We start from the raw sequence: 18,867 nt of genomic DNA, 5'->3' as shown, positions 1-18,867 counted from the left end.
GACATAACCTCCTATTAGCCCTGGCCGATGTCAGCCCGCCGTTTCAACCTTGTGGGTGGCATCCGCCAACGTGTCCGGCGAACAACGCAGATCACCGATCATCAGCACGTTGTTTTCACTGCGGTGCTTGTCGATATCAAGGCGGAACTGACACAACAACTGGTCCGCGTAACGCACTTCCAGGGTTGGCGAGCCGGCATTCATTTCCATGGAGAAGAAGCCATCGACTTCGCTGACCCCACGGCTGGCGTGGTTGATCACGTGATGGCCCTTGAGCGGCTGTCCTTGCGGGTCGAGCAAGCGGCCGAGCACGGTCAGGGTTTTCATGACCCGGATCTTGCGGTACTCCACCCCCCCCTTGTTCAGGTGATAGCGCGTGCGTGCCGGCTCAATGCTCGCCGCCGGGACGTCGTTGCCTTCGAAATCGAAGCTCACCGAGCTGTTTTTGTAAGCAGTGAGCGGTATGAAATTGCGTCCGGGACGCAAGGCCGCGCTGCCGCCGCTGAGGTCGTCGGCACGCAGGGCGATGCCGTCGATGTCGGACTCGACATCGACAATCATCCCGGCGCCGCGGCCTTGATGCTGACTGGTCAACGCCATGCGCTGCGCTCCAACGACAAGCGTGCTGTCGAGGTTCAAACCACCGGTGAAATTGTCGTTGAAGGACGAACGCTGGATGAACCCGTCACCATTGATGGCATCGGTGCGAAAGTTCGCCAGACTCGACAATCCGACACCGTAGGTATCGGTCAACGCGGTCACCGATACGCTCTGCAACACATGGTCTTGCAGGTCCTTGCGCCAACCCAGGGAGGCGTTGTTGTCACGGCTGCCATCACGGGCGGTGCGGCTGCCAATGCTGCCGGAAACCTGCTGCCCCGGGCCACCGAGCGCCATGTTGATGCTCAGATCGACCCCGCGATTACGCGCATCACCACTGCTGTAACTGCCCGGACGATCAAACAGCGAGAGCCGCCAGTTGGCATCGCTGCCGAACAGAACGGTGCGTTGCGTCCAGCCCAGGTCCACCCCCATGCCTTCGACGTTGCCCTCGCTGTGGGACACCCGTGCGTTGAGCGAGCTTTTGCGGCTGATCCGGTGGTTCAGCGCCAATGAAGAATTGCTGGTCTGGCCGGTGAACACATTGCGCTGACGCACTCGGGTACCGTCGGGCAATGTGTCGAAGGTGTTGGTGGTGTCGAGCCAGCTGCGGTTGTGGCTGACCACCAGACTGCCGGCGCCATAGTTGTACAGGCCTTGAAAATCGGCACCGGTGCCGTGGTCTTCGGTCTGGTACAGGTTGGCGTAGAGGCTGACGCTGTTGGCCAGGCTCCAGTCGATGGAGCTGCCGTACTGCAGCTTGTCACTGACCTGGCGTGCCGACAGCCCGAAAATCACCCGTGGGTGCAGCAAGTAGTTGAATGACGCCCCCAGCGTCGCATCGCCGCTCTCTTGATCATTCCAATTACTCAGCAACTTGCTTTCCTGTCCGGCAAACAGGTTGTAGCGCCAACGCTCATCGTGGTTGCGCCAATTGTTCGGCTTGTAAATCAACTCCTGGGTGGTCGATGTGATTTGACCGTCTTCGATCAACCGCACTTCCACCTCGTAAATGCCACCAGGCAACGGACGGGTGTCGAGGGTTTGCAAACCGGCCGGGACCGACTGGGTATTGATCAGCAAGCCATCGCGGTAAATTTCCACGGAACCCTGTCGGTTGGCCGTGACATAGACCGGATAGACGCTGGGTTTCGGGCTGTCGATCGCCAGGCTGTCGGAACTGCCGAACATCACGCCCACCGCCGTATCGGGGCTGTTGCCGAACGAACGGGGTTCGCGCGTCAGGCCTTCGGAGTTGGGGGTGAAGTAGCCCAGGCGGAAAAAACGGCCCTCCAGTTCGCGCTGGCTATAGAGCTCGTGCACCGCGTGGTAGGTCTTGTTGTCCGGACCGCCAAGACGGGACAGTTGCATGTTGAAGGTCTGGCTCCAGTTGCCCAGGCTGCCGCTGGCCTCCAGACCGAAACGACCGCCCAGGTCCTGACCCTGGCCGCCATTGAGATTGAGCTGGTTACGTACCATCAGGCCGTTGCTGCCGCCTTCGGGCTGATCGTAGAAACGCTTGGCTTCGCTGTCGCGCTCGGCATTTTCAGTGACGATCGACAGCAATGAATTTTCGAGGTTGTAGTGAACCGCCAGCATCTGCTCCGGGCATTGGCTTGTGCAGGTGCCCAGTGTCACACCGGGTTTGAGAATATCGGCCCAGGTATCACGCTCACTTGCGCTGAAGCGGCTTTCGCTGGTGTCAGTGAAATCGAGCAGCGTTACCCGGTCATCCCGGGACAACACAATCATCGCCTCCCCCAGCGGTTGTTGATCGAGTTCGACCCGAACCGCCAAGGGAACATCGAAAAAATGCTCCTCGAACTCGGCCGGCAAGCCCTTGGCCTGTGCCAGCAAACTTCGCGGCGAGTTATCAACGGAAGTGGGCGCCGCAAATGCACTGCTACATAACAGCAGCGCAAGCGCCGCCGCGATGGGCGTCATCGGGAACATGAACGAGTTCTCTAATTACGAAGGAGTTCAAGCACGGCCGACAAACCGGAAAGTTTGCCGACCGAGAACGTTACTTAAAACAAGTAAACGGTTTGCCGTCGCCGATACTACTTAGACGGAAGGCTCGACAACCAACATCACGACGCCGGTGTAATCGCCTGCATCAGGTTTTTGCGTGGTGACCGCACTGATTTTGAATGGCGCGCGATAACGGGTATTGGACTCTTCATCTCCAACAACTTCCTGTGAAGTGGTTGTCAGCGTCTTGCCATTGAGTTCGACTTTCAAGTCGATGCTTTTGTTACCGGCAATCAGCTTGGGGACGCCTTCAAGTCGTGCGTTTACCTTGCCGGCGGTATGAAGCACATCAAAGTGCCCATCGACAGATCTCATGGAGTCGGTAGAAGGGTTGTAGCTCATGTCCTGATCCTTGTTGACCAGATCAAAGTCAACCGGCACCGCATAGAAGTCGTCAGCATTGACAGTAGCAACCAGACTGATGGTGTGCCTGGCTTCGGTAGCGGCAAACGCCATCGAAGAACTCAGAGCCAGAACAGCCAGGGGAGCAGCGAACGCGATTTTCTTGAACATCTTTCAGTACCTGTGTTTTTAAAAGGATGAAGGGCTGAAAGTTCATGCCGAGCAAAAACTGTCACGAGCAGCTATTGGCTCAGCCGAACTTTCAACGCCGAAAGATGATCGATCAATTGTTCTTGAAAGTAAGCAAGAAAGTTCCTGCAAGTGCGTAGCCGGAGTGCCATGACAGCAGAAAGAAAAAAACGGAAATAACTACAGAAGCGATGTTTGGCTGTAAGAGACAGACTACAAGCAGCTCCTGCTCGCCATGACACTCGAGAGATTAACAAAGTAACTTCTGTAAGACCAATACCACAACCCAAGTAAACAAAGGTGCAAACTAACCTATTAGAGAGTTAACACTAATTCTGGAGATTTTACCTGTCCTAACAAGCACTATTTTTTCGATATGACCCTCAAGCCAGGGCCGATATGGGGAGTGCCGTTGGTCGGGAGTCATTGCCATCTCATTAAGATATATCTTAAGTTGTATCTAAAGACGACGAGAGAAAGCAGAAAATGAGAGACCATCATTCCCCCCACCGCGAGCACGGCGATGGCCGCGACGGCTTCGAAAAACGTCCCGCCCGCGAACGCGGAAGCCGTGGGCCCCGGGTCTTTGCCCCCGGCGATCTGAAGTTGTTGCTGCCGGCATTGATCGCCGAGCAGCCGTGCCATGGCTACGACCTGATCCGCCAGATCGAAGGCATGTTCGAGGGCGCCTACTGCCCCAGCCCCGGTGTGATCTACCCGACCCTGACATTCCTGGAAGAAAGCGAACTGATCCTGGGCGACGCCGAAGGCGGAAAAAAACGCTACACCATCACCGATGCCGGACGTCTGTTCCTGCAAGAGCAAGCCGTTGCACTGGATGGCGTGCGGATGCGCATCGACGTCAGCAAGCGTTCGCTGCGCGGCCATGATCGCCCGGCGGAAATCCATGAGGCTGTGCATAACCTGCGCCACGCCCTGCAAATGCACCATGGACGCTGGAGCCCGGACGAAATCCTGCGGGTACGTGACCTGCTCAATGACACCGCCAAAGCCATCGTCGACGGCCCTGCCGTTCAACCCGTTCAGGAGAACGCCGAATGACTGAAGTCATCGCCTCAACCATTCACCGTGTCATGCACGAAATCAAACGCCGTCGCCTGGAAGTGTTGCGCGTGGTCGACCTGACCCCGCGCATGCGCCGAATTACCCTGGGCGGCCCTGAATTGGCGGGTTTCGTCAGCCAGGGCACGGACGATCACGTCAAGTTGTTGTTCCCGCAGAATGCCGAACAGGCCGCGGCGCTGGAAACCCTGGTACTGGGCGCCGGCAAGGACAACGGTCCGCTGCCTGAGATGCGTGACTACACCCCGCGCCGCTATGACCTCGATACCCTGGAGTTGGACATCGACTTCGTACTGCACGGCGACGGCCCTGCCTCGACCTGGGCGGCGCAGGCCCAGCCCGGGCAGTTCCTGCACATCGGCGGGCCACGGGGCTCGATGATCGTGCCGGACATCTTCGACAGCTATTTGCTGATCGGCGACGAAACCGCCCTGCCCGCCATCGCCCGGCGTCTGGAAGGCCTGGCGGCCAACCGCCGTGCGCTGGTGATCGTCGAAGTGGAAAACGGCAAGGAGCAGCAGGTGCTGCACAGTGCGGCCGAGGTCAATGTGATCTGGGTGCTGCGCGAAGGTGGCAAGGACAATCTGCTGGCTACCGTGCGCCAGATCCAGATGCCATCCGGCAGCCTGTATGCGTGGGTGGCGACCGAGAGCAAAGTGTCGCGGCAGATTCGTCGGGTATTGCTCGATGAGCATGGGCTGGATGAGCAGTTCGTCAAGGTGGTTGGGTACTGGAAATTGGGGGACAGCGGCGAGGAGTGACCGGAATCACCATGTGGCGAGGGGGCTTGCCCCCTCACCACATAAAGCATTCCAAACCGCCATATCCGCGCTCACCTTCGAGCCCGCCACCGATCCAGCCCGATCACCAGCAACGCAATCACCACAAACCCCGCCAACAACCCACCGGCATTGATGAACACCTGTGGATAACCCAGTTTGTCCACATCCACGAAGGGATACGGGTAAACCGCCAGCAGATGCCCGCGCAACAGCGCATAGGCGAAATACAGCAGTGGATAAATCACCCACAGCGCGATATGCCACACGCGCAATGTGCCCTTGGGCACACACCACCACCAATACCCCAGGAACAGCAACGGCATGATGTCGTGCAACAGTTCATCGGCCAGCCATTGCCAGCCCTCGGGATGCCACAAGTGGCGCAGCAGCAGGTTGTAGGCGAGGCTCACCACGGCGATGCTCACGGCAATCGCACTGCTGACCCAAGGCTGCAGGAACCAGCGGCGCGCGGCTGACTCGCGGGATGTCCATTCACAGGTCAGCACGGTCGCCACCAAGGTGTTGCTCAGCACGGTGAAATAGCTGAAAAAACTCATCAGCCCGCCGATCAGGCTCGCGCCCAGCGTCCAGCGTGAATGGAGAATCAGGTACATCTGGATGCTCAATCCCGCCCAGCCAAGCATGGCAGCCATGGCCACCAAACGACGGCGTAACGCAGACGGGTCGGCCATGTTCAAAGCGGTCGTTTGGTGCGCATCAACTTCACATACAGGCGTTCGACCTTCTCCCGCGCCCACGGGGTCTTGCGCAGGAACGTCAGGCTCGACTTGATGCTCGGCTCGCTCTTGAAGCAGCGGATATCGATGCGCTCGGCCAGCCCCGACCACTCGTAGTGTTCAACCAGTGCGTTGAGGATCTGTTCCAGCGTCACGCCATGCAGCGGATCGGTGTTGTGTTCGGTCATGCCGGGCCTTCGAGCAGAGTGGGAATTGGAAGCCGCGCACCTTACGTTAAATGTAGGTGAAACGGAAAAGATCGTCCGGACAAGTCCCGTGCCTGTGCAGGAACACGCGCGGATGGAGTCACTCAAGACTGCGATCTTTTGTCACTGTTACCAAATCCGAAACGATGCATGTCAGCAAAAGCACTTTCTCTATTTGTAACAGAACATTATCCTTGCGCCCCGCTGCCTGCTGAAACGCTTCTGCTTTCGCTTCACGCCTGCTGCTTTCCGTTTATCCCCCAGAAAAAGATCAAGAACTCCGTCTCTATGCCTGACTTTAAATCTTTGCAAGACAGCGCTGTCTTTGCAACTGCTGCCCACCGAAACATCCTGCCCCTGATTGGTGGCCTCACCGCGCTGGGCCTTGCCTCCTGCGTTCAGGCGGCGCCGGCCTTCGATAGCGATTCACCGTGGATGCTCGGTGACTGGAACGGCACTCGCACAGAGCTCGCGGAAAAAGGCTACGACTTCAAAGTCGATTACACCGGTGAAATGGGCAGCAATCTGCACGGTGGCTACGACCACGACCGCACCGCGCGCTACAGCGACCAGTTCGGCCTGGGCACCCACCTGGACTTGCAGAAGATCCTCGGCTGGGACGATGCCGAATTCCAGTTGACCATCACCGAACGCAACGGCAACAACATCAGCAACGACCGCATCAACGACCCGCGTGTCGGCGGCTTCACCTCGGCCCAGGAAGTCTGGGGCCGCGGCCAGACCTGGCGTCTGACGCAGATGTGGTATCAGCAGAAGTTCTTCGATGAAAAACTCGACATCAAGGTCGGCCGATTCGGCGAAGGCGAAGATTTCAACAGCTTCCCCTGCGACTTCCAGAACCTGGCGTTCTGCGGTTCCCAGGTCGGCAACTGGGCGGGCGACATCTGGTACAACTGGCCGGTCAGCCAGTGGGCGATGCGGGTCAAATATCACCTGACGCCAGAGCTTTATGCACAGGTCGGCGCGTACGAGCAGAACCCGTCAAACCTTGACCGCAACAACGGCTTCAAGCTCAGCGGCAGCGGCACCCAGGGCGCGGTCCTGCCGGTGGAGCTGGTGTGGACGCCAAAACTCAACGGCCTGCCGGGTGAATACCGCGCCGGTTACTACTACAGCAGCGCCAGCGCCACCGATGTCTACAAGGACAGCAATGGCCAACCTGCCGCCCTGAGCGGCGAAGCCTACCGCAGCGCCTCGAGCAAACACGGCGTGTGGCTGGGCCTTCAGCAGCAAGTCACCAGCCTGGCCAGCGACCACTCCCGGGGCCTGAGCCTGTTCGCCAACGGCACGATGCACGACAAGAAGACCAACGCCATCGACAACTATGTCCAGGCCGGTCTCGTCTACAAAGGCCCGTTCGACGCGCGCGCCCGGGACGACATTGGGTTCGCCATGGCCCGCGTCCACGTCAACCCGGCCTTTCGCAAGAATGCCGAGGCGACCAACCAGGCCAACGCCGTCTTCGACTTCGACAATCAGTCCTTCCTGCCGCCCCAGGACACCGAATACAGCGCCGAGCTCTATTACGGCGTGCACGTGACCAACTGGCTGACCGTGCGCCCGAACCTGCAATACATCCGCCATCCCGGTGGCGTGAACGAGGTCGATGACGCGCTGATCGGCGGGATCAAGGTCCAGTCCTCGTTCTGACAAACACCACAAAGCCTTTGTAGGAGCGACATGTGGCGAGGGGGCTTGTCGGATCGCCGCACCGCCCCGTTGGGTTGCGAAGCGACCCCAATACTTGCAACCGCGACGTGTCAGGCACAACGAGTGCAATGCTTTGCGACTGCTTCGCAGCCGAACGGGGGCAAGCCCCCTCGCCACACTGCTCGCTCCTACAGGGACTGCGTCAACCACACCCGTTTTATCTGAACCATGCCCGCACAAGATCGTCATCTACAGTGAACTTGCGCAGGACTACTTGAAACGTCACGGAGAATCACACTATGAGCACTGATAGTGCCTTGGGTCGAAGCCGTCTATGGCCGACCCTGCTCGGCATACTGCTTCTGCTAATGGGCCTGGCCATGCTGGCCGGGGGGATCAAGCTGAGCATGCTCGGCGGCTCGCTGTATTACCTGCTGGCCGGTATCGGCATCGCGCTGAGCGGCGTGCTGTTGATCGCCGCCCGCCGCGCGGCCCTGGGCCTGTACGCACTGGTGCTGTTCGCCAGTACCGTTTGGGCGCTGTGGGAAGTGGGCCTCGACTGGTGGCAACTGGTGCCGCGCCTGGCGCTGTGGTTCGCCCTCGGTGTGGTGATGCTGCTGCCGTGGTTCCGTCGTCCATTGCTGATCAACGGCCCTGCCCCTATGGGCACTGGCGCCTTGAGCGTGGCCGTGGTCCTGGCCGGCGCCACCGCCGTAGCCAGCCAGTTCACCCATCCGGGCGAGACCCTCGGCGAGTTGGGTCGTGTCTCGGCTGACATGACCAGCACCGCGCCGCAGATGCCCGAAGGAGACTGGCAGGCCTATGGCCGCAGCGAATTCGGTGATCGCTACTCGCCGCTCAAGCAGATCACCCCGGCCAACGTCGGCAAGCTGCAAGAAGCCTGGCGTATCCAGACCGGCGATCTGCCAACTGCCGATGACCCGGTGGAACTGACCAACGAAAATACCCCGCTCAAGGCCAACGGCATGCTCTATGCCTGCACCGCCCATAGCAAGGTGCTGGCGCTGGACCCGGACACCGGCAAGGAACTGTGGCGTTTCGACCCGCATATCAAGAGCCCGGTGGGCTTCAAGGGCTTCGCCCACATGACCTGCCGTGGCGTGTCGTACTACGACGAAGCGGCCTACGCCAAGTCTGAAAACGCTGCCTCTGCAGTGATTTCCGAGTCCGGCAAAGCCGTTGCCCAGGCCTGCCCGCGTCGTCTGTACCTGCCAACCGCCGATGCACGCCTGATCGCACTCAACGCCGACACCGGCAAGGTCTGCGAAGGTTTCGGTAAAAACGGTGTGGTTGACCTGACTCAAGGCATCGGACCGTTCACCCCCGGTGGCTACTACTCCACCTCGCCAGCAGCGATCACCCGTGACCTGGTGATCATGGGCGGCCACGTCACCGACAACGAGTCGACCAACGAGCCATCCGGCGTGATCCGTGCCTTTGATGTACACGACGGTCATCTGGTGTGGAACTGGGACAGCAACAATCCAGACGCGACTGAACCGCTGCCAGAGGGCGAACACTACAGCCGCAACTCGGCCAACATGTGGTCGCTGGCCAGCGTCGACGAAAAACTCGGCATGGTCTACCTGCCACTGGGCAACCAGACCCCTGACCAGTGGGGCGCAGACCGTACCCCGGGCGCCGAGAAGTTCAGTGCCGGCCTGGTCGCGCTGGATCTGGCCACCGGCAAGGTGCGCTGGAACTACCAATTCACTCACCACGACTTGTGGGACATGGACGTTGGCAGCCAGCCAACCCTGCTGGACATGAAAACCGCCGACGGCATCAAGCCGGCTGTGATCCAACCGACCAAGCAAGGCAGCCTGTACGTACTCGACCGTCGTGACGGCACGCCGATCATCCCGATCAAGGAAATCCCGGTTCCGCAAGGCGCCGTGAAAGGTGACCACACCGCGCCGACCCAGGCCCGTTCGGACCTGAACCTGCTGGCCCCGGAACTGACCGAAAAAGCCATGTGGGGCGCCAGCCCGTTCGACCAGATGCTGTGCCGCATCCAGTTCAAGGAGTTGCGTTACGAAGGCCAGTACACCCCGCCGTCGGAACAGGGCAGCCTGATCTATCCGGGTAACGTCGGCGTCTTCAACTGGGGCGGAGTTTCGGTCGACCCGGTTCGCCAGATGCTCTTCACCAGCCCGAACTACATGGCCTTCGTCTCGAAAATGGTGCCACGCGCCGAAGTCGCGGCCGGCAGCAAGCGCGAGAGCGAAACGGCGGGCGTGCAACCGAACACGGGCGCACCGTACGCGGTGATCATGCACCCGTTCATGTCGCCGTTCGGCGTACCGTGCCAGGCTCCGGCCTGGGGCTACGTGGCCGGCATCGACCTGACCACAAGCAAAGTCGTGTGGAAACGCAAGAACGGCACCAGCCGCGACAGCTCGCCATTGCCTATCGGCCTGACACTCGGCGTGCCAAGCATGGGCGGCTCGATGGTCACCGCCGGCGGCGTCGGCTTCCTCAGCGGCACGCTGGATCAATACCTGCGCGCCTATGACGTCAACACCGGCAACGAGCTTTGGAAATCGCGCCTGCCGGCTGGCGGTCAGGCTACGCCGATGACCTACACCGGCAAGGACGGCAAGCAGTACGTGCTGTTGGTCGTCGGTGGCCATGGCTCACTGGGCACCAAAATGGGTGACTATGTGATTGCGTACAAACTGTCTGAGTAAGTTTTAGCGGCAGTAAAACGAAAGGCGACGTCCGTGAGGACGTCGCCTTTTTTTGTGACCGCAGATTTCAAAACACCCCCGCCCCCCCTGTGGGAGCGAGCCTGCTCGCGAAGAGGCCATACCAGTCGATATAAATGTGTCTGATACATCGCTTTCGCGAGCAGGCTCGCTCCCACAATTGAACGTGTCGTGCCGAAATCCAGCTAACCTGTCTCTGCGCTGATCACGCCTGCGAAACACCGTTTCGCAGAAAATGACCGTTGAAACCACCGCCAACCTGCCCCATCTAAGACCCATACCCATTGCGCAGGTGCCCCCCATGAGCGACCAGCAGGAATTCCCCGAAGACCCGAGCGAATACGCCGATCCGGAAAACGCCCCGCAGCACAAACCTGGCAAAGGCCTGGCCTTGCCTGGCCAGAACCTGCCGGACAAGGTCTACATCATCCCGATTCACAACCGCCCGTTTTTCCCGGCCCAAGTGTTGCCGGTCATCGTCAACGAAGAGCCATGGGCCGAGACCCTGGACCTGGTGGCCAAGTCCGAACACCACTCCCTGGCCCTGTTCTACATGGACAGCCCCCAGGAAGACCCGCGCCACTTCGACACCTCGGCCCTGCCGCTCTACGGCACCCTGGTGAAGGTGCACCACGCCAGCCGCGAAAACGGCAAGCTGCAATTCGTCGCCCAAGGCCTGACCCGCGTCCGCCTCAAGACCTGGCTCAAGCATCACCGCCCGCCATACCTGGTGGAAGTCGAGTACCCGCACCAGCCCACCGAGCCGACCGACGAGGTCAAGGCCTACGGCATGGCGCTGATCAATGCGATCAAGGAACTGCTGCCGCTCAACCCGCTGTACAGCGAAGAACTGAAGAACTACCTCAACCGCTTCAGCCCCAACGATCCGTCGCCGCTGACCGATTTCGCCGCCGCGCTCACATCGGCCACCGGTAGCGAGCTGCAGGAAGTGCTCGACTGCGTGCCGATGCTCAAGCGCATGGAAAAAGTCCTGCCGATGTTGCGCAAGGAAGTCGAAGTCGCGCGCCTGCAAAAAGAGATTTCCGCCGAAGTTAACCGCAAGATCGGTGAACATCAGCGCGAATTCTTCCTCAAGGAGCAACTCAAGGTCATCCAGCAGGAGCTGGGACTGACCAAGGACGACCGCAGCTCCGACCTCGAACAGTTCGAACAGCGGCTAGTGGGCAAAGTCCTGCCGGCGCCGGTGCAGAAACGCCTCGAAGAGGAAATGAACAAGCTTTCGATCCTCGAAACCGGCTCGCCGGAATATGCGGTCACCCGCAATTACATCGACTGGGCGACCTCGGTGCCGTGGGGCGTGTACGGCGAGGACAAACTCGACCTCAAGCACGCGCGCAAGGTGCTGGACAAACACCACGCCGGCCTCGATGACATCAAGGACCGCATCCTCGAATTCCTCGCGGTCGGCGCCTATAAGGGCGAGATCAGCGGTTCTATCGTATTGCTGGTTGGGCCGCCGGGCGTGGGCAAGACCAGCGTCGGCAAATCCATCGCCGAATCCCTGGGCCGGCCGTTCTACCGCTTCAGCCTCGGCGGCATGCGCGACGAAGCCGAGATCAAGGGCCATCGCCGCACCTACATCGGCGCGCAGCCGGGCAAACTGGTGCAGGCGTTAAAAGACGTCGAAGTGATGAACCCGGTGATCATGCTCGACGAGATCGACAAGATGGGCCAGAGCTACCAGGGCGACCCGGCCTCGGCGCTGCTGGAAACCCTCGATCCGGAGCAGAACGTCGAATTCCTCGACCATTATCTGGACCTGCGTCTGGACCTGTCGAAAGTGCTGTTCGTGTGCACCGCCAACACCCTCGATTCGATCCCTGGCCCGTTGCTCGACCGCATGGAAGTGATTCGCCTGTCGGGCTACATCACCGAGGAAAAAGTCGCCATCGCCAAGCGTCACCTGTGGCCCAAGCAGCTTGAGAAAGCCGGCGTGTCCAAGGGCAACCTGAGCATCAGCGACAGCGCGCTCAAGGCGCTGGTCGACGGTTATGCCCGTGAAGCCGGCGTGCGCCAGCTGGAAAAAAACCTCGGCAAACTGGTGCGCAAAGCAGTGATGAAACTGCTCGACGAGCCGAAGGCGGTGATCAAACTCGGCCCGAAAGACCTGGAGGCGTCCCTCGGCAAACCGGTGTTCCGCAACGAGCAGGTGCTGTCGGGTGTCGGCGTGATCACTGGCCTTGCCTGGACCAGCATGGGCGGCGCGACCCTGCCGATCGAAGCCACGCGCATCCACACCCTCAACCGTGGGTTCAAGCTCACCGGACAGTTGGGTGACGTGATGAAAGAGTCGGCGGAAATCGCCTACAGCTACGTCAGCTCGCACCTGAAGTCCTATGGCGGCGATCCGAAATTCTTCGACGAGGCCTTCGTCCACCTGCACGTGCCGGAAGGCGCCACCCCGAAAGACGGCCCGAGTGCCGGTGTGACCATGGCCAGCGCCCTGCTTTCGCTGGCGCGCAACCAGCCGCCGAAAAAAGGCGTGGCCATGACCGGTGAATTGACGTTGACCGGGCATGTACTGCCGATTGGCGGAGTGCGGGAAAAGGTGATTGCGGCGCGGCGGCAGAAGATTTTCGAGCTGATTCTGCCGGAGGCGAATCAGGGCAATTTCGAGGAGCTGCCGGAGTATCTGAAGGAAGGCATTACCGTGCACTTTGCCAAACGCTTTGCGGATGTGGCGAAGGTGTTGTTCTGACAACCAAGTAGGCTTCATCACCTTCATCAATGACAAACACAGTTTGCTCGTGATGAAGGTAGTGAAGACACTTTTCAATCGCCTTCGACGCATTAAAATATAATATTTATCGCGATTCGTTTTTAAAACCTGACAAAATTGACAGTATCGGACCACCCCCTTACTCTTATACATTCCCCATTCGATTTATCTTTTAATCCTTTAGGGAAATATCACCATGACATCTCAAAAGTTTTCCACGAAACCTAAAACCTCATATTACTTCACAGTAAAACAAAACTGCGATGAGCTCTTCAATGCCGACACAATTACTGTAAATCACCATGAAGGAGAAATAACAATCGAGGGTTCCAAAAACCTGTTTTCTCCAAATGGACGTGCGATCAACTTGATCATCGACTCATCCACTCCGAACGGAGAACAGGTGTTTGTACGTGGACAACGACTGAAAGATGTTTTCTACCTCAATGGGGGAGAAAAAAACTACGCCAACGAAGGAACTTTCAAATCCTATCTCGACATTCCCACTAAAAAATACTGGCTAAGTTTCAAGCTGAAATTCCACAATCAAGTCGACGAGATTGAAGGTGAACTCGAAGTTACCGGATAAGTAGCTAATAGCCTCGTTTTCTCACCCTCGCATCAGAGCCTGACGCGTTCGCCACTCATCTTCACGGCTCTGGTCACACTTTGTCTCATCTTCAGTTATGCTCGCCGTTCGTCGTGAACGCCGGAGCCACCGAAGCCTATGTCCCCCATTCGCCTGTTTGTCCCCCTCGCCCTCGCCTTGCTGGCCGCGTGCGCCACGCAACCTGCGCACAACGTGACCGTGGAAAAACAAAGCGAATGTCCGGTGCAGCTCAGCAACGGGCAAAACCTGATCCTGACCCTGCCGAGCAATCCGACCACGGGCTATCGCTGGGCGATCCAGGATTCGGCCGGCGGCGTGTTGCACGCCCTGGGGCCAGAGGTTTATCGAAATCCGGAAGATGCCGGCATCGTCGGCGCGGCCGGGGTCTCGACCTGGCGCTTTCAGGCTTTTGCGCCCGGCACCGGGCGTTTGCGCCTGACCTCGCAACAACCATGGGCGCCGGAAGTGCTGCCGGTGGATTCGTTCGACTGCGCGATCTCGGTCAACTGACCGTGGGCTGGCTGATACTGGCGCTGATGGGCGCGGTAACCTTTCTGTATGGCGTGAGCGTGCAAGCATCTCTGCTGTGCCTGCTGGTCAAGCCGCTGCCGGTACTGGCCCTGCTGGGCTGGCTGCATGACGCACCGCCCGGCGAATATCGGCGCTGGATCAGCCTGGGCCTGATTTTCTCTCTGGTCGGCGACGTGTTGCTGGCATGGCCGGGGGATTTATTTGTGTTTGGCCTTGGCGCGTTTCTGGTCGCGCACCTGGCTTATCTCAAGGCTTATCTGAGTGATTGCCGACGACCGGCCGTGCTGCCGCTAGTGCTGGCCCTCGGTGTCGGTGCCGTCCTGCTGGGGATTCTGATTTCCAACGGCCTAGGCCCATTGCTGGTGCCCGTGATTGTCTATGGCACGGCCATCAGCGCCATGCTCTGGCGCGCCCTGGCCCGACTCGGGACCGACGTACCCAAACGCTCGGCGCTGCTGGCGGCAGCGGGCGCAGTGGCGTTCGTGTTCTCCGACAGCGTGATTGGCATCAGCCGGTTTGTGGTGCCGTTCGACGCGGCGCCTTATGTGATCATCCTCAGTTACTGGCTGGGACAATGGGGGATCACTGCCTCGGCATTCCCCCAAAGATCACGCTAACCCCTGTGGCGAGGGAGCTTGCTCCCGCTCGGCTGCGCAGCAGTCGCAACCCCGGCCAGTCGGATCCACCTGATTAAACCAGTTTGATTGGTTTTGGGGCCGCTGCGCGGCCCAGCGGGAGCAAGCTCCCTCGCCACAATGGTGTTTCTCTCCACAAATCATGGTGAGCCCACCGCTTTATCAGACAACCCGCGCATCCCCGCGCCAACTTGGCTAAAATGCCGGCCTTTTCCACCTACACCGCTGGAACCGCCGTGAGCAAAGAACCCGATCGCCTTTTCGCCCAGCCTTTGGCCCAGGTGCCTGACTTCGCCTTCAACGAGGACGTGGTGCGGGTGTTCCCGGACATGATCAAGCGTTCGGTGCCGGGTTATCCGACCATCGTCGAAAACCTCGGCGTGCTCGCCGCACAGTTCGCCCAACCCAACAGCGTGCTCTACGACCTGGGCTCGTCGCTGGGGGCCGTAACCCAGGCCCTGCGCCGGCATGTGCACACCGACGGTTGCCGAGTCATCGCTGTGGATAACTCGGCGGCGATGGTCGAACGCTGCCGCGAGTACCTCAACGGGCAGGATTCGATGTTCCAGGAGTTGCTGCCGGTCGAGGTGATCGAGGGCGACATCCTCGCGCTGGAGTTCCAGCCGGCCTCGGTGGTCGCGCTGAACTTCACCCTGCAATTCATCGCCCCTAACCAGCGCACGGCGTTGCTGTCGCGCATCCGTCAGTCGCTGTTGCCCGGCGGTGCCCTGATCCTCTCGGAAAAACTGCGCTTCGAAGACGAGCAGGAACACGCACTGCTCACCGACCTGCACATCGCCTTCAAACGCGCCAACGGCTACAGCGAGCTGGAAATCGCCCAGAAGCGCAGCGCCATCGAAAACGTCATGAAGCCCGACAGCCTCGAAGAACACCGCGAACGCCTGCTGGCCGCCGGGTTCTCGAAAGTCGTGCCGTGGTTCCAGTGTCTTAACTTTGCCTCGTTGATTGCCTTGCCATGATTGATCTGTCCCCCCTCGCCCGCCGTCTGGCCGGCACGCCGCTGGCCGAATGGGCCAACACCCTGCAAGCGCAACTCGACAAGAAAATGGAAAAGGGCCATGGCGACCTGGAACGCTGGCAAAGCGCGCTGGACGCCCTGCCGAAGATCCAGCCGAGCGAAGTCGATTTGCTCAATGGCTTGAAGCTGGACACCGATTGCAACGACGAGACTCGCGCGCAAATGCGCACCGCGCTGATGGGCCTGTCGCCATGGCGCAAGGGGCCGTTCGACCTGTTCGGCGTGCACGTCGATACCGAATGGCGCTCAGACTGGAAATGGTCGCGGGTCGCTCCGCACCTGGACCTCAAAGGCAAGCGCATCCTCGATGTCGGCTGCGGCAACGGCTATTACATGTGGCGCATGCTCGGTGCCGGCGCGGACAGCGTGATCGGTGTCGACCCGAACTGGCTATTCTTCTGCCAGTTCCAGGCAGTGCAGCGTTACTTGTCCGAGCCGAATGCCTGGCACCTGCCCTTCCCGTTCGAAGACCTGCCGCCGAACCTTGAAGGCTTCGACACGGTGTTTTCCATGGGCGTGTTCTACCACCGCCGTTCGCCGATCGAGCATTTGCTGGCGCTGAAGGATTGCCTGGTCAAGGGCGGGGAACTGGTGCTGGAAACCCTGGTGGTCGAAGGCGACAAGCATCAGGTGCTGGTGCCGGAAGATCGCTACGCGCAGATGCGCAACGTGTGGTTCCTGCCGTCGGTGCCTGCACTGGAGTTGTGGCTACGTCGGGCCGGGTTCACGGATGTGAAGTGCGTGGATGTGAGCACCACCACGGTCGAGGAACAGCGCGGGACGGAGTGGATGAAGTATCAGTCGCTCAGTGATTTCCTCGATCCCGAGGATCACAGCAAGACCGTTGAAGGGCTTCCGGCGCCGATGCGGGCGGTCATCGTGGCGAAGAAATAATTGGACACCAAGTAACCCTGTAGGAGCGAGCCTGCTCGCGATTGCGAACTGACATTCAGCACAGATGTGACTGTCAGATCGAATCGCGAGCAGGCTCGCTCCTACAATGGGTTTTGTGTTCAGTCTGAAGGTTTGGCGCGGCGCGCCTTGAAAAACTCGCTCAACACCGCCCCGCACTCCTCCGCCAACACCCCGCCCTCATACAGCACCCGGTGATTCAAAAAGCCCTGGGTAAAGAACTGCCCCTGGCTCTGCACGATCCCGGCTTTCGGCTCCAGCGCGCCGTACACCACCCGTGCAATCCGCGAATGCACGATCAGGCCTGCGCACATGCTGCACGGCTCCAGCGTCACATACAGCGTACTGCCCGGCAGGCGGTAGTTGCTCACCGCCTGGGCGGCGGCGCGGATGGCGACCATCTCGGCGTGGGCGCTCGGGTCGCTGCTGCTGATCGGGCAGTTGAAGCCGCGACCGATGATTTCGCCGTCCTGCACCAGTACCGCGCCCACCGGCACTTCGCCGAGGGCCGCGCCTTGGGCCGCCAGGGCCAGGGCCTCACGCATGAATTCGCGATCACGGCTGCGGTCGATGATGGCGGCGGGACGAATCTGACGCATCACGCCACCTCGATGGCGGCCATCAGGCCGGTTTCCATGTGGTCGATCACATGGCAGTGGAACATCCATACACCCGGATTATCCGCCACCAACGCTACCTGCGCGCGCTCGTTCTTGCCCAGCAGGTAGGTGTCAGTGAAGTACGGAATGACCTTGTGCCGGTTCGAGGCGATGACCTTGAAACTCATGCCGTGCAGGTGAATCGGGTGCTGGTACTGAGTCATGTTCTTCAATTCGAAAATGTAGCTCTTGCCCTTCTCGAGTTTGGCAATCGGCCGGTCGGCGCAGGTCTTGTCGGTGATGTCCCAGGCCTTGCCATTAATCTGCCACAGGCTCGGCGGCTTGCCGTTATCAACGTTGACCGACACCGAGCCGACCCATTCGAAATTGAAGTTGAGTTTCTCGGCATTGGCCAGGTCCGGCTCGGCAATCGGGTTGGCCGGCAGGGCCGGCGGCCACTCGGTCGGCGCATCGGTATTGGCCACCGAACGGAACGTGCCCAGGCGCACCGGGCCGTTGCGCAACGACAACTCCTCACCGGCCGGCGGGGCCTTGATCGCCAGGCAAATGCGCATGCCCGGACCGAGCCAGTACTCCTTGCCGAGCGGTCGTGGCTCGACCGGGTTGCCGTCCAGCGCATAGATCTGCGCTTCGACTCCGGGAATGTTCAGGCGATAGGTCAGGGTGTTATCGAGGTTGAGCAGGCGTACACGGGTGATCTGCCCGGCCGGCAAGTCGATCACCGCTTGCGGCACGCCGTTGATGGTCGCCAGGCGCCCCGCTGTACCGCCACGGGCCGCTTCACGGGGAATGCTGAACTCGACGAAATTGCCGACGTCGTCGACATGCCAGCTTTTCAGGCTCAAGGTCTTCTCATACTTGAAACCGGTCGGCTCGCGTTCGTCGATGATCAAAGGGCCGACCAGGCCACGACCGAGCTCTTCACTGCTGTTCACATGCGGGTGATACCAGTAGCTGCCGGCATCCGGCACGCGGAATTTGTAATCGAAGTACTCACCCGGCAACACCGGCAATTGCGACACGTAAGGCACACCGTCCATTTCCAGCGGCAGGCGGATGCCGTGCCAGTGGATGGTGGTCGCGACCGGCAGATGGTTGATGAAGCGCACCCGTAGCCATTCACCCTGGCGCACCCGCAATTCGGTGCCCGGCGCCGACGGGCCGAAGGCCCAAGCCTGGGTCCTGTGCCCGGCTACCAGTTCCACGTCCAGCGGTGCTGCGATCAGCTCGTAGTCGTGGCCCGCCTCGGCGTCAGCCATCTTGCCCAGCCAGTAGCGCGATGCGCCCCCCGCACCGACGCCAACGACAACAAGACCGGCCAGGCCACCGAGGATTTGGCGACGGGTAAACGACATGAACTCAACTACCTCACGTATCAGCGACAGGCCCGGGGCCCGCAAAAGGCGAATA

The 18,867-nt window shown here is 60.1% G+C and carries 16 protein-coding genes; 10 read left to right on the top strand and 6 right to left on the bottom strand.

Annotation, left to right across the window (positions count from 1 at the left end):
* Nucleotides 1-30: 30 nt before the first annotated feature.
* Nucleotides 31-2,553, bottom strand: coding sequence for a CS1-pili formation C-terminal domain-containing protein (locus VC35_RS14620; RefSeq protein WP_046041009.1), 2,523 nt, complete (start codon nucleotides 2,551-2,553; stop codon nucleotides 31-33).
* Nucleotides 2,554-2,664: 111 nt separating this feature from the next.
* A complete protein-coding gene (locus VC35_RS14615) occupies nucleotides 2,665-3,144 on the bottom strand; it encodes a CS1 type fimbrial major subunit (protein WP_046041008.1) in 480 nt (159 codons plus the stop codon).
* A gap of 504 nt (nucleotides 3,145-3,648) precedes the next feature.
* Between VC35_RS14615 and VC35_RS14610 the strand changes: the two genes are divergently transcribed.
* Entirely contained in the window at nucleotides 3,649-4,224 is a 576-nt protein-coding gene (locus tag VC35_RS14610) for a PadR family transcriptional regulator (protein ID WP_046041007.1), read from the top strand.
* A complete protein-coding gene (locus VC35_RS14605) occupies nucleotides 4,221-5,006 on the top strand; it encodes a siderophore-interacting protein (RefSeq protein ID WP_046041006.1) in 786 nt (261 codons plus the stop codon). Before VC35_RS14610 ends, VC35_RS14605 begins: the two co-directional genes overlap by 4 nt.
* Nucleotides 5,007-5,077: 71 nt before the next feature.
* Here the strand turns inward: VC35_RS14605 and VC35_RS14600 are convergent, their stop codons facing one another.
* Complete coding sequence (locus VC35_RS14600; protein WP_046041005.1) at nucleotides 5,078-5,719, bottom strand: Pr6Pr family membrane protein; 642 nt, start codon at nucleotides 5,717-5,719, stop codon at nucleotides 5,078-5,080.
* Nucleotides 5,720-5,721: 2 nt separating this feature from the next.
* Entirely contained in the window at nucleotides 5,722-5,952 is a 231-nt protein-coding gene (locus VC35_RS14595; RefSeq protein ID WP_046041003.1) for a VF530 family protein, read from the bottom strand.
* Between the two features lie 306 nt (nucleotides 5,953-6,258).
* On the opposite strand from VC35_RS14595, the gene VC35_RS14590 reads away from it, so the two are divergent.
* From VC35_RS14590 to cmoB, 8 genes are all read left to right on the top strand, one after another.
* Nucleotides 6,259-7,641, top strand: coding sequence for a carbohydrate porin (locus VC35_RS14590; protein WP_046041002.1), 1,383 nt, complete (start codon nucleotides 6,259-6,261; stop codon nucleotides 7,639-7,641).
* Nucleotides 7,642-7,940: 299 nt separating this feature from the next.
* Nucleotides 7,941-10,352, top strand: coding sequence for a glucose/quinate/shikimate family membrane-bound PQQ-dependent dehydrogenase (locus tag VC35_RS14585; protein WP_046041001.1), 2,412 nt, complete (start codon nucleotides 7,941-7,943; stop codon nucleotides 10,350-10,352).
* A gap of 319 nt (nucleotides 10,353-10,671) precedes the next feature.
* A complete protein-coding gene (gene lon / locus VC35_RS14580) occupies nucleotides 10,672-13,089 on the top strand; it encodes an endopeptidase La (RefSeq protein ID WP_046040999.1) in 2,418 nt (805 codons plus the stop codon).
* A gap of 217 nt (nucleotides 13,090-13,306) precedes the next feature.
* The gene (locus VC35_RS14575) at nucleotides 13,307-13,699 is read left to right on the top strand and encodes a hypothetical protein (RefSeq protein WP_046040998.1); all 393 of its coding nucleotides are present in this window, start codon (nucleotides 13,307-13,309) and stop codon (nucleotides 13,697-13,699) included.
* A gap of 138 nt (nucleotides 13,700-13,837) precedes the next feature.
* Complete coding sequence (locus VC35_RS14570; RefSeq protein WP_046040996.1) at nucleotides 13,838-14,230, top strand: protease inhibitor I42 family protein; 393 nt, start codon at nucleotides 13,838-13,840, stop codon at nucleotides 14,228-14,230.
* Between the two features lie 2 nt (nucleotides 14,231-14,232).
* Nucleotides 14,233-14,868 (top strand): lysoplasmalogenase, encoded by a 636-nt coding sequence (locus VC35_RS14565; protein ID WP_046040995.1) that lies wholly within the window; start codon nucleotides 14,233-14,235, stop codon nucleotides 14,866-14,868.
* Between the two features lie 218 nt (nucleotides 14,869-15,086).
* Complete coding sequence (cmoA, locus tag VC35_RS14560) at nucleotides 15,087-15,866, top strand: carboxy-S-adenosyl-L-methionine synthase CmoA (protein ID WP_185754789.1); 780 nt, start codon at nucleotides 15,087-15,089, stop codon at nucleotides 15,864-15,866.
* Complete coding sequence (gene cmoB / locus VC35_RS14555; RefSeq protein ID WP_046040993.1) at nucleotides 15,863-16,819, top strand: tRNA 5-methoxyuridine(34)/uridine 5-oxyacetic acid(34) synthase CmoB; 957 nt, start codon at nucleotides 15,863-15,865, stop codon at nucleotides 16,817-16,819. Before cmoA ends, cmoB begins: the two co-directional genes overlap by 4 nt.
* 119 nt (nucleotides 16,820-16,938) lie before the next feature.
* On the opposite strand, the gene tadA is transcribed toward cmoB, so the two are convergent.
* Together tadA and VC35_RS14545 are read right to left on the bottom strand one after the other, a co-directional pair.
* On the bottom strand, nucleotides 16,939-17,436 hold the full coding sequence (tadA, locus tag VC35_RS14550; RefSeq protein ID WP_046040992.1) for a tRNA adenosine(34) deaminase TadA: 498 nt from the start codon (nucleotides 17,434-17,436) through the stop codon (nucleotides 16,939-16,941).
* Nucleotides 17,436-18,812, bottom strand: coding sequence for a multicopper oxidase family protein (locus VC35_RS14545; RefSeq protein WP_046041275.1), 1,377 nt, complete (start codon nucleotides 18,810-18,812; stop codon nucleotides 17,436-17,438). Before VC35_RS14545 ends, tadA begins: the two co-directional genes overlap by 1 nt.
* Nucleotides 18,813-18,867: the final 55 nt, after the last annotated feature.

Origin of the sequence: Pseudomonas fluorescens (assembly GCF_000967965.1) — a bacterium.
In the GTDB taxonomy this organism is placed as follows: Bacteria; Pseudomonadota; Gammaproteobacteria; order Pseudomonadales; family Pseudomonadaceae; genus Aquipseudomonas; species Aquipseudomonas grandcourensis.
The sequence above is the reverse complement of the archived record's forward strand: the minus strand, read 5'-3'. Positions and strand labels throughout refer to the sequence as shown.

Bases quoted from the DNA above. Each gene is read 5' to 3' on its own strand.
- VC35_RS14605 (WP_046041006.1), top strand. From the start codon at position 4,221: ATGACTGAAGTCATCGCCTCAACCATTCACCGTGTCATGCACGAAATC.
- lon (WP_046040999.1), top strand. From the start codon at position 10,672: ATGAGCGACCAGCAGGAATTCCCCGAAGACCCGAGCGAATACGCCGAT.
- cmoB (WP_046040993.1), top strand. From the start codon at position 15,863: ATGATTGATCTGTCCCCCCTCGCCCGCCGTCTGGCCGGCACGCCGCTG.
- VC35_RS14545 (WP_046041275.1), bottom strand. From the start codon at position 18,812: ATGTCGTTTACCCGTCGCCAAATCCTCGGTGGCCTGGCCGGTCTTGTT.
- VC35_RS14575 (WP_046040998.1), top strand. From the start codon at position 13,307: ATGACATCTCAAAAGTTTTCCACGAAACCTAAAACCTCATATTACTTC.
- VC35_RS14590 (WP_046041002.1), top strand. From the start codon at position 6,259: ATGCCTGACTTTAAATCTTTGCAAGACAGCGCTGTCTTTGCAACTGCT.
- cmoA (WP_185754789.1), top strand. From the start codon at position 15,087: ATGCCGGCCTTTTCCACCTACACCGCTGGAACCGCCGTGAGCAAAGAA.
- VC35_RS14610 (WP_046041007.1), top strand. From the start codon at position 3,649: ATGAGAGACCATCATTCCCCCCACCGCGAGCACGGCGATGGCCGCGAC.
- VC35_RS14600 (WP_046041005.1), bottom strand. From the start codon at position 5,719: ATGGCCGACCCGTCTGCGTTACGCCGTCGTTTGGTGGCCATGGCTGCC.
- VC35_RS14595 (WP_046041003.1), bottom strand. From the start codon at position 5,952: ATGACCGAACACAACACCGATCCGCTGCATGGCGTGACGCTGGAACAG.
- tadA (WP_046040992.1), bottom strand. From the start codon at position 17,436: ATGCGTCAGATTCGTCCCGCCGCCATCATCGACCGCAGCCGTGATCGC.
- VC35_RS14620 (WP_046041009.1), bottom strand. From the start codon at position 2,553: ATGTTCCCGATGACGCCCATCGCGGCGGCGCTTGCGCTGCTGTTATGT.
- VC35_RS14570 (WP_046040996.1), top strand. From the start codon at position 13,838: ATGTCCCCCATTCGCCTGTTTGTCCCCCTCGCCCTCGCCTTGCTGGCC.
- VC35_RS14615 (WP_046041008.1), bottom strand. From the start codon at position 3,144: ATGTTCAAGAAAATCGCGTTCGCTGCTCCCCTGGCTGTTCTGGCTCTG.
- VC35_RS14585 (WP_046041001.1), top strand. From the start codon at position 7,941: ATGAGCACTGATAGTGCCTTGGGTCGAAGCCGTCTATGGCCGACCCTG.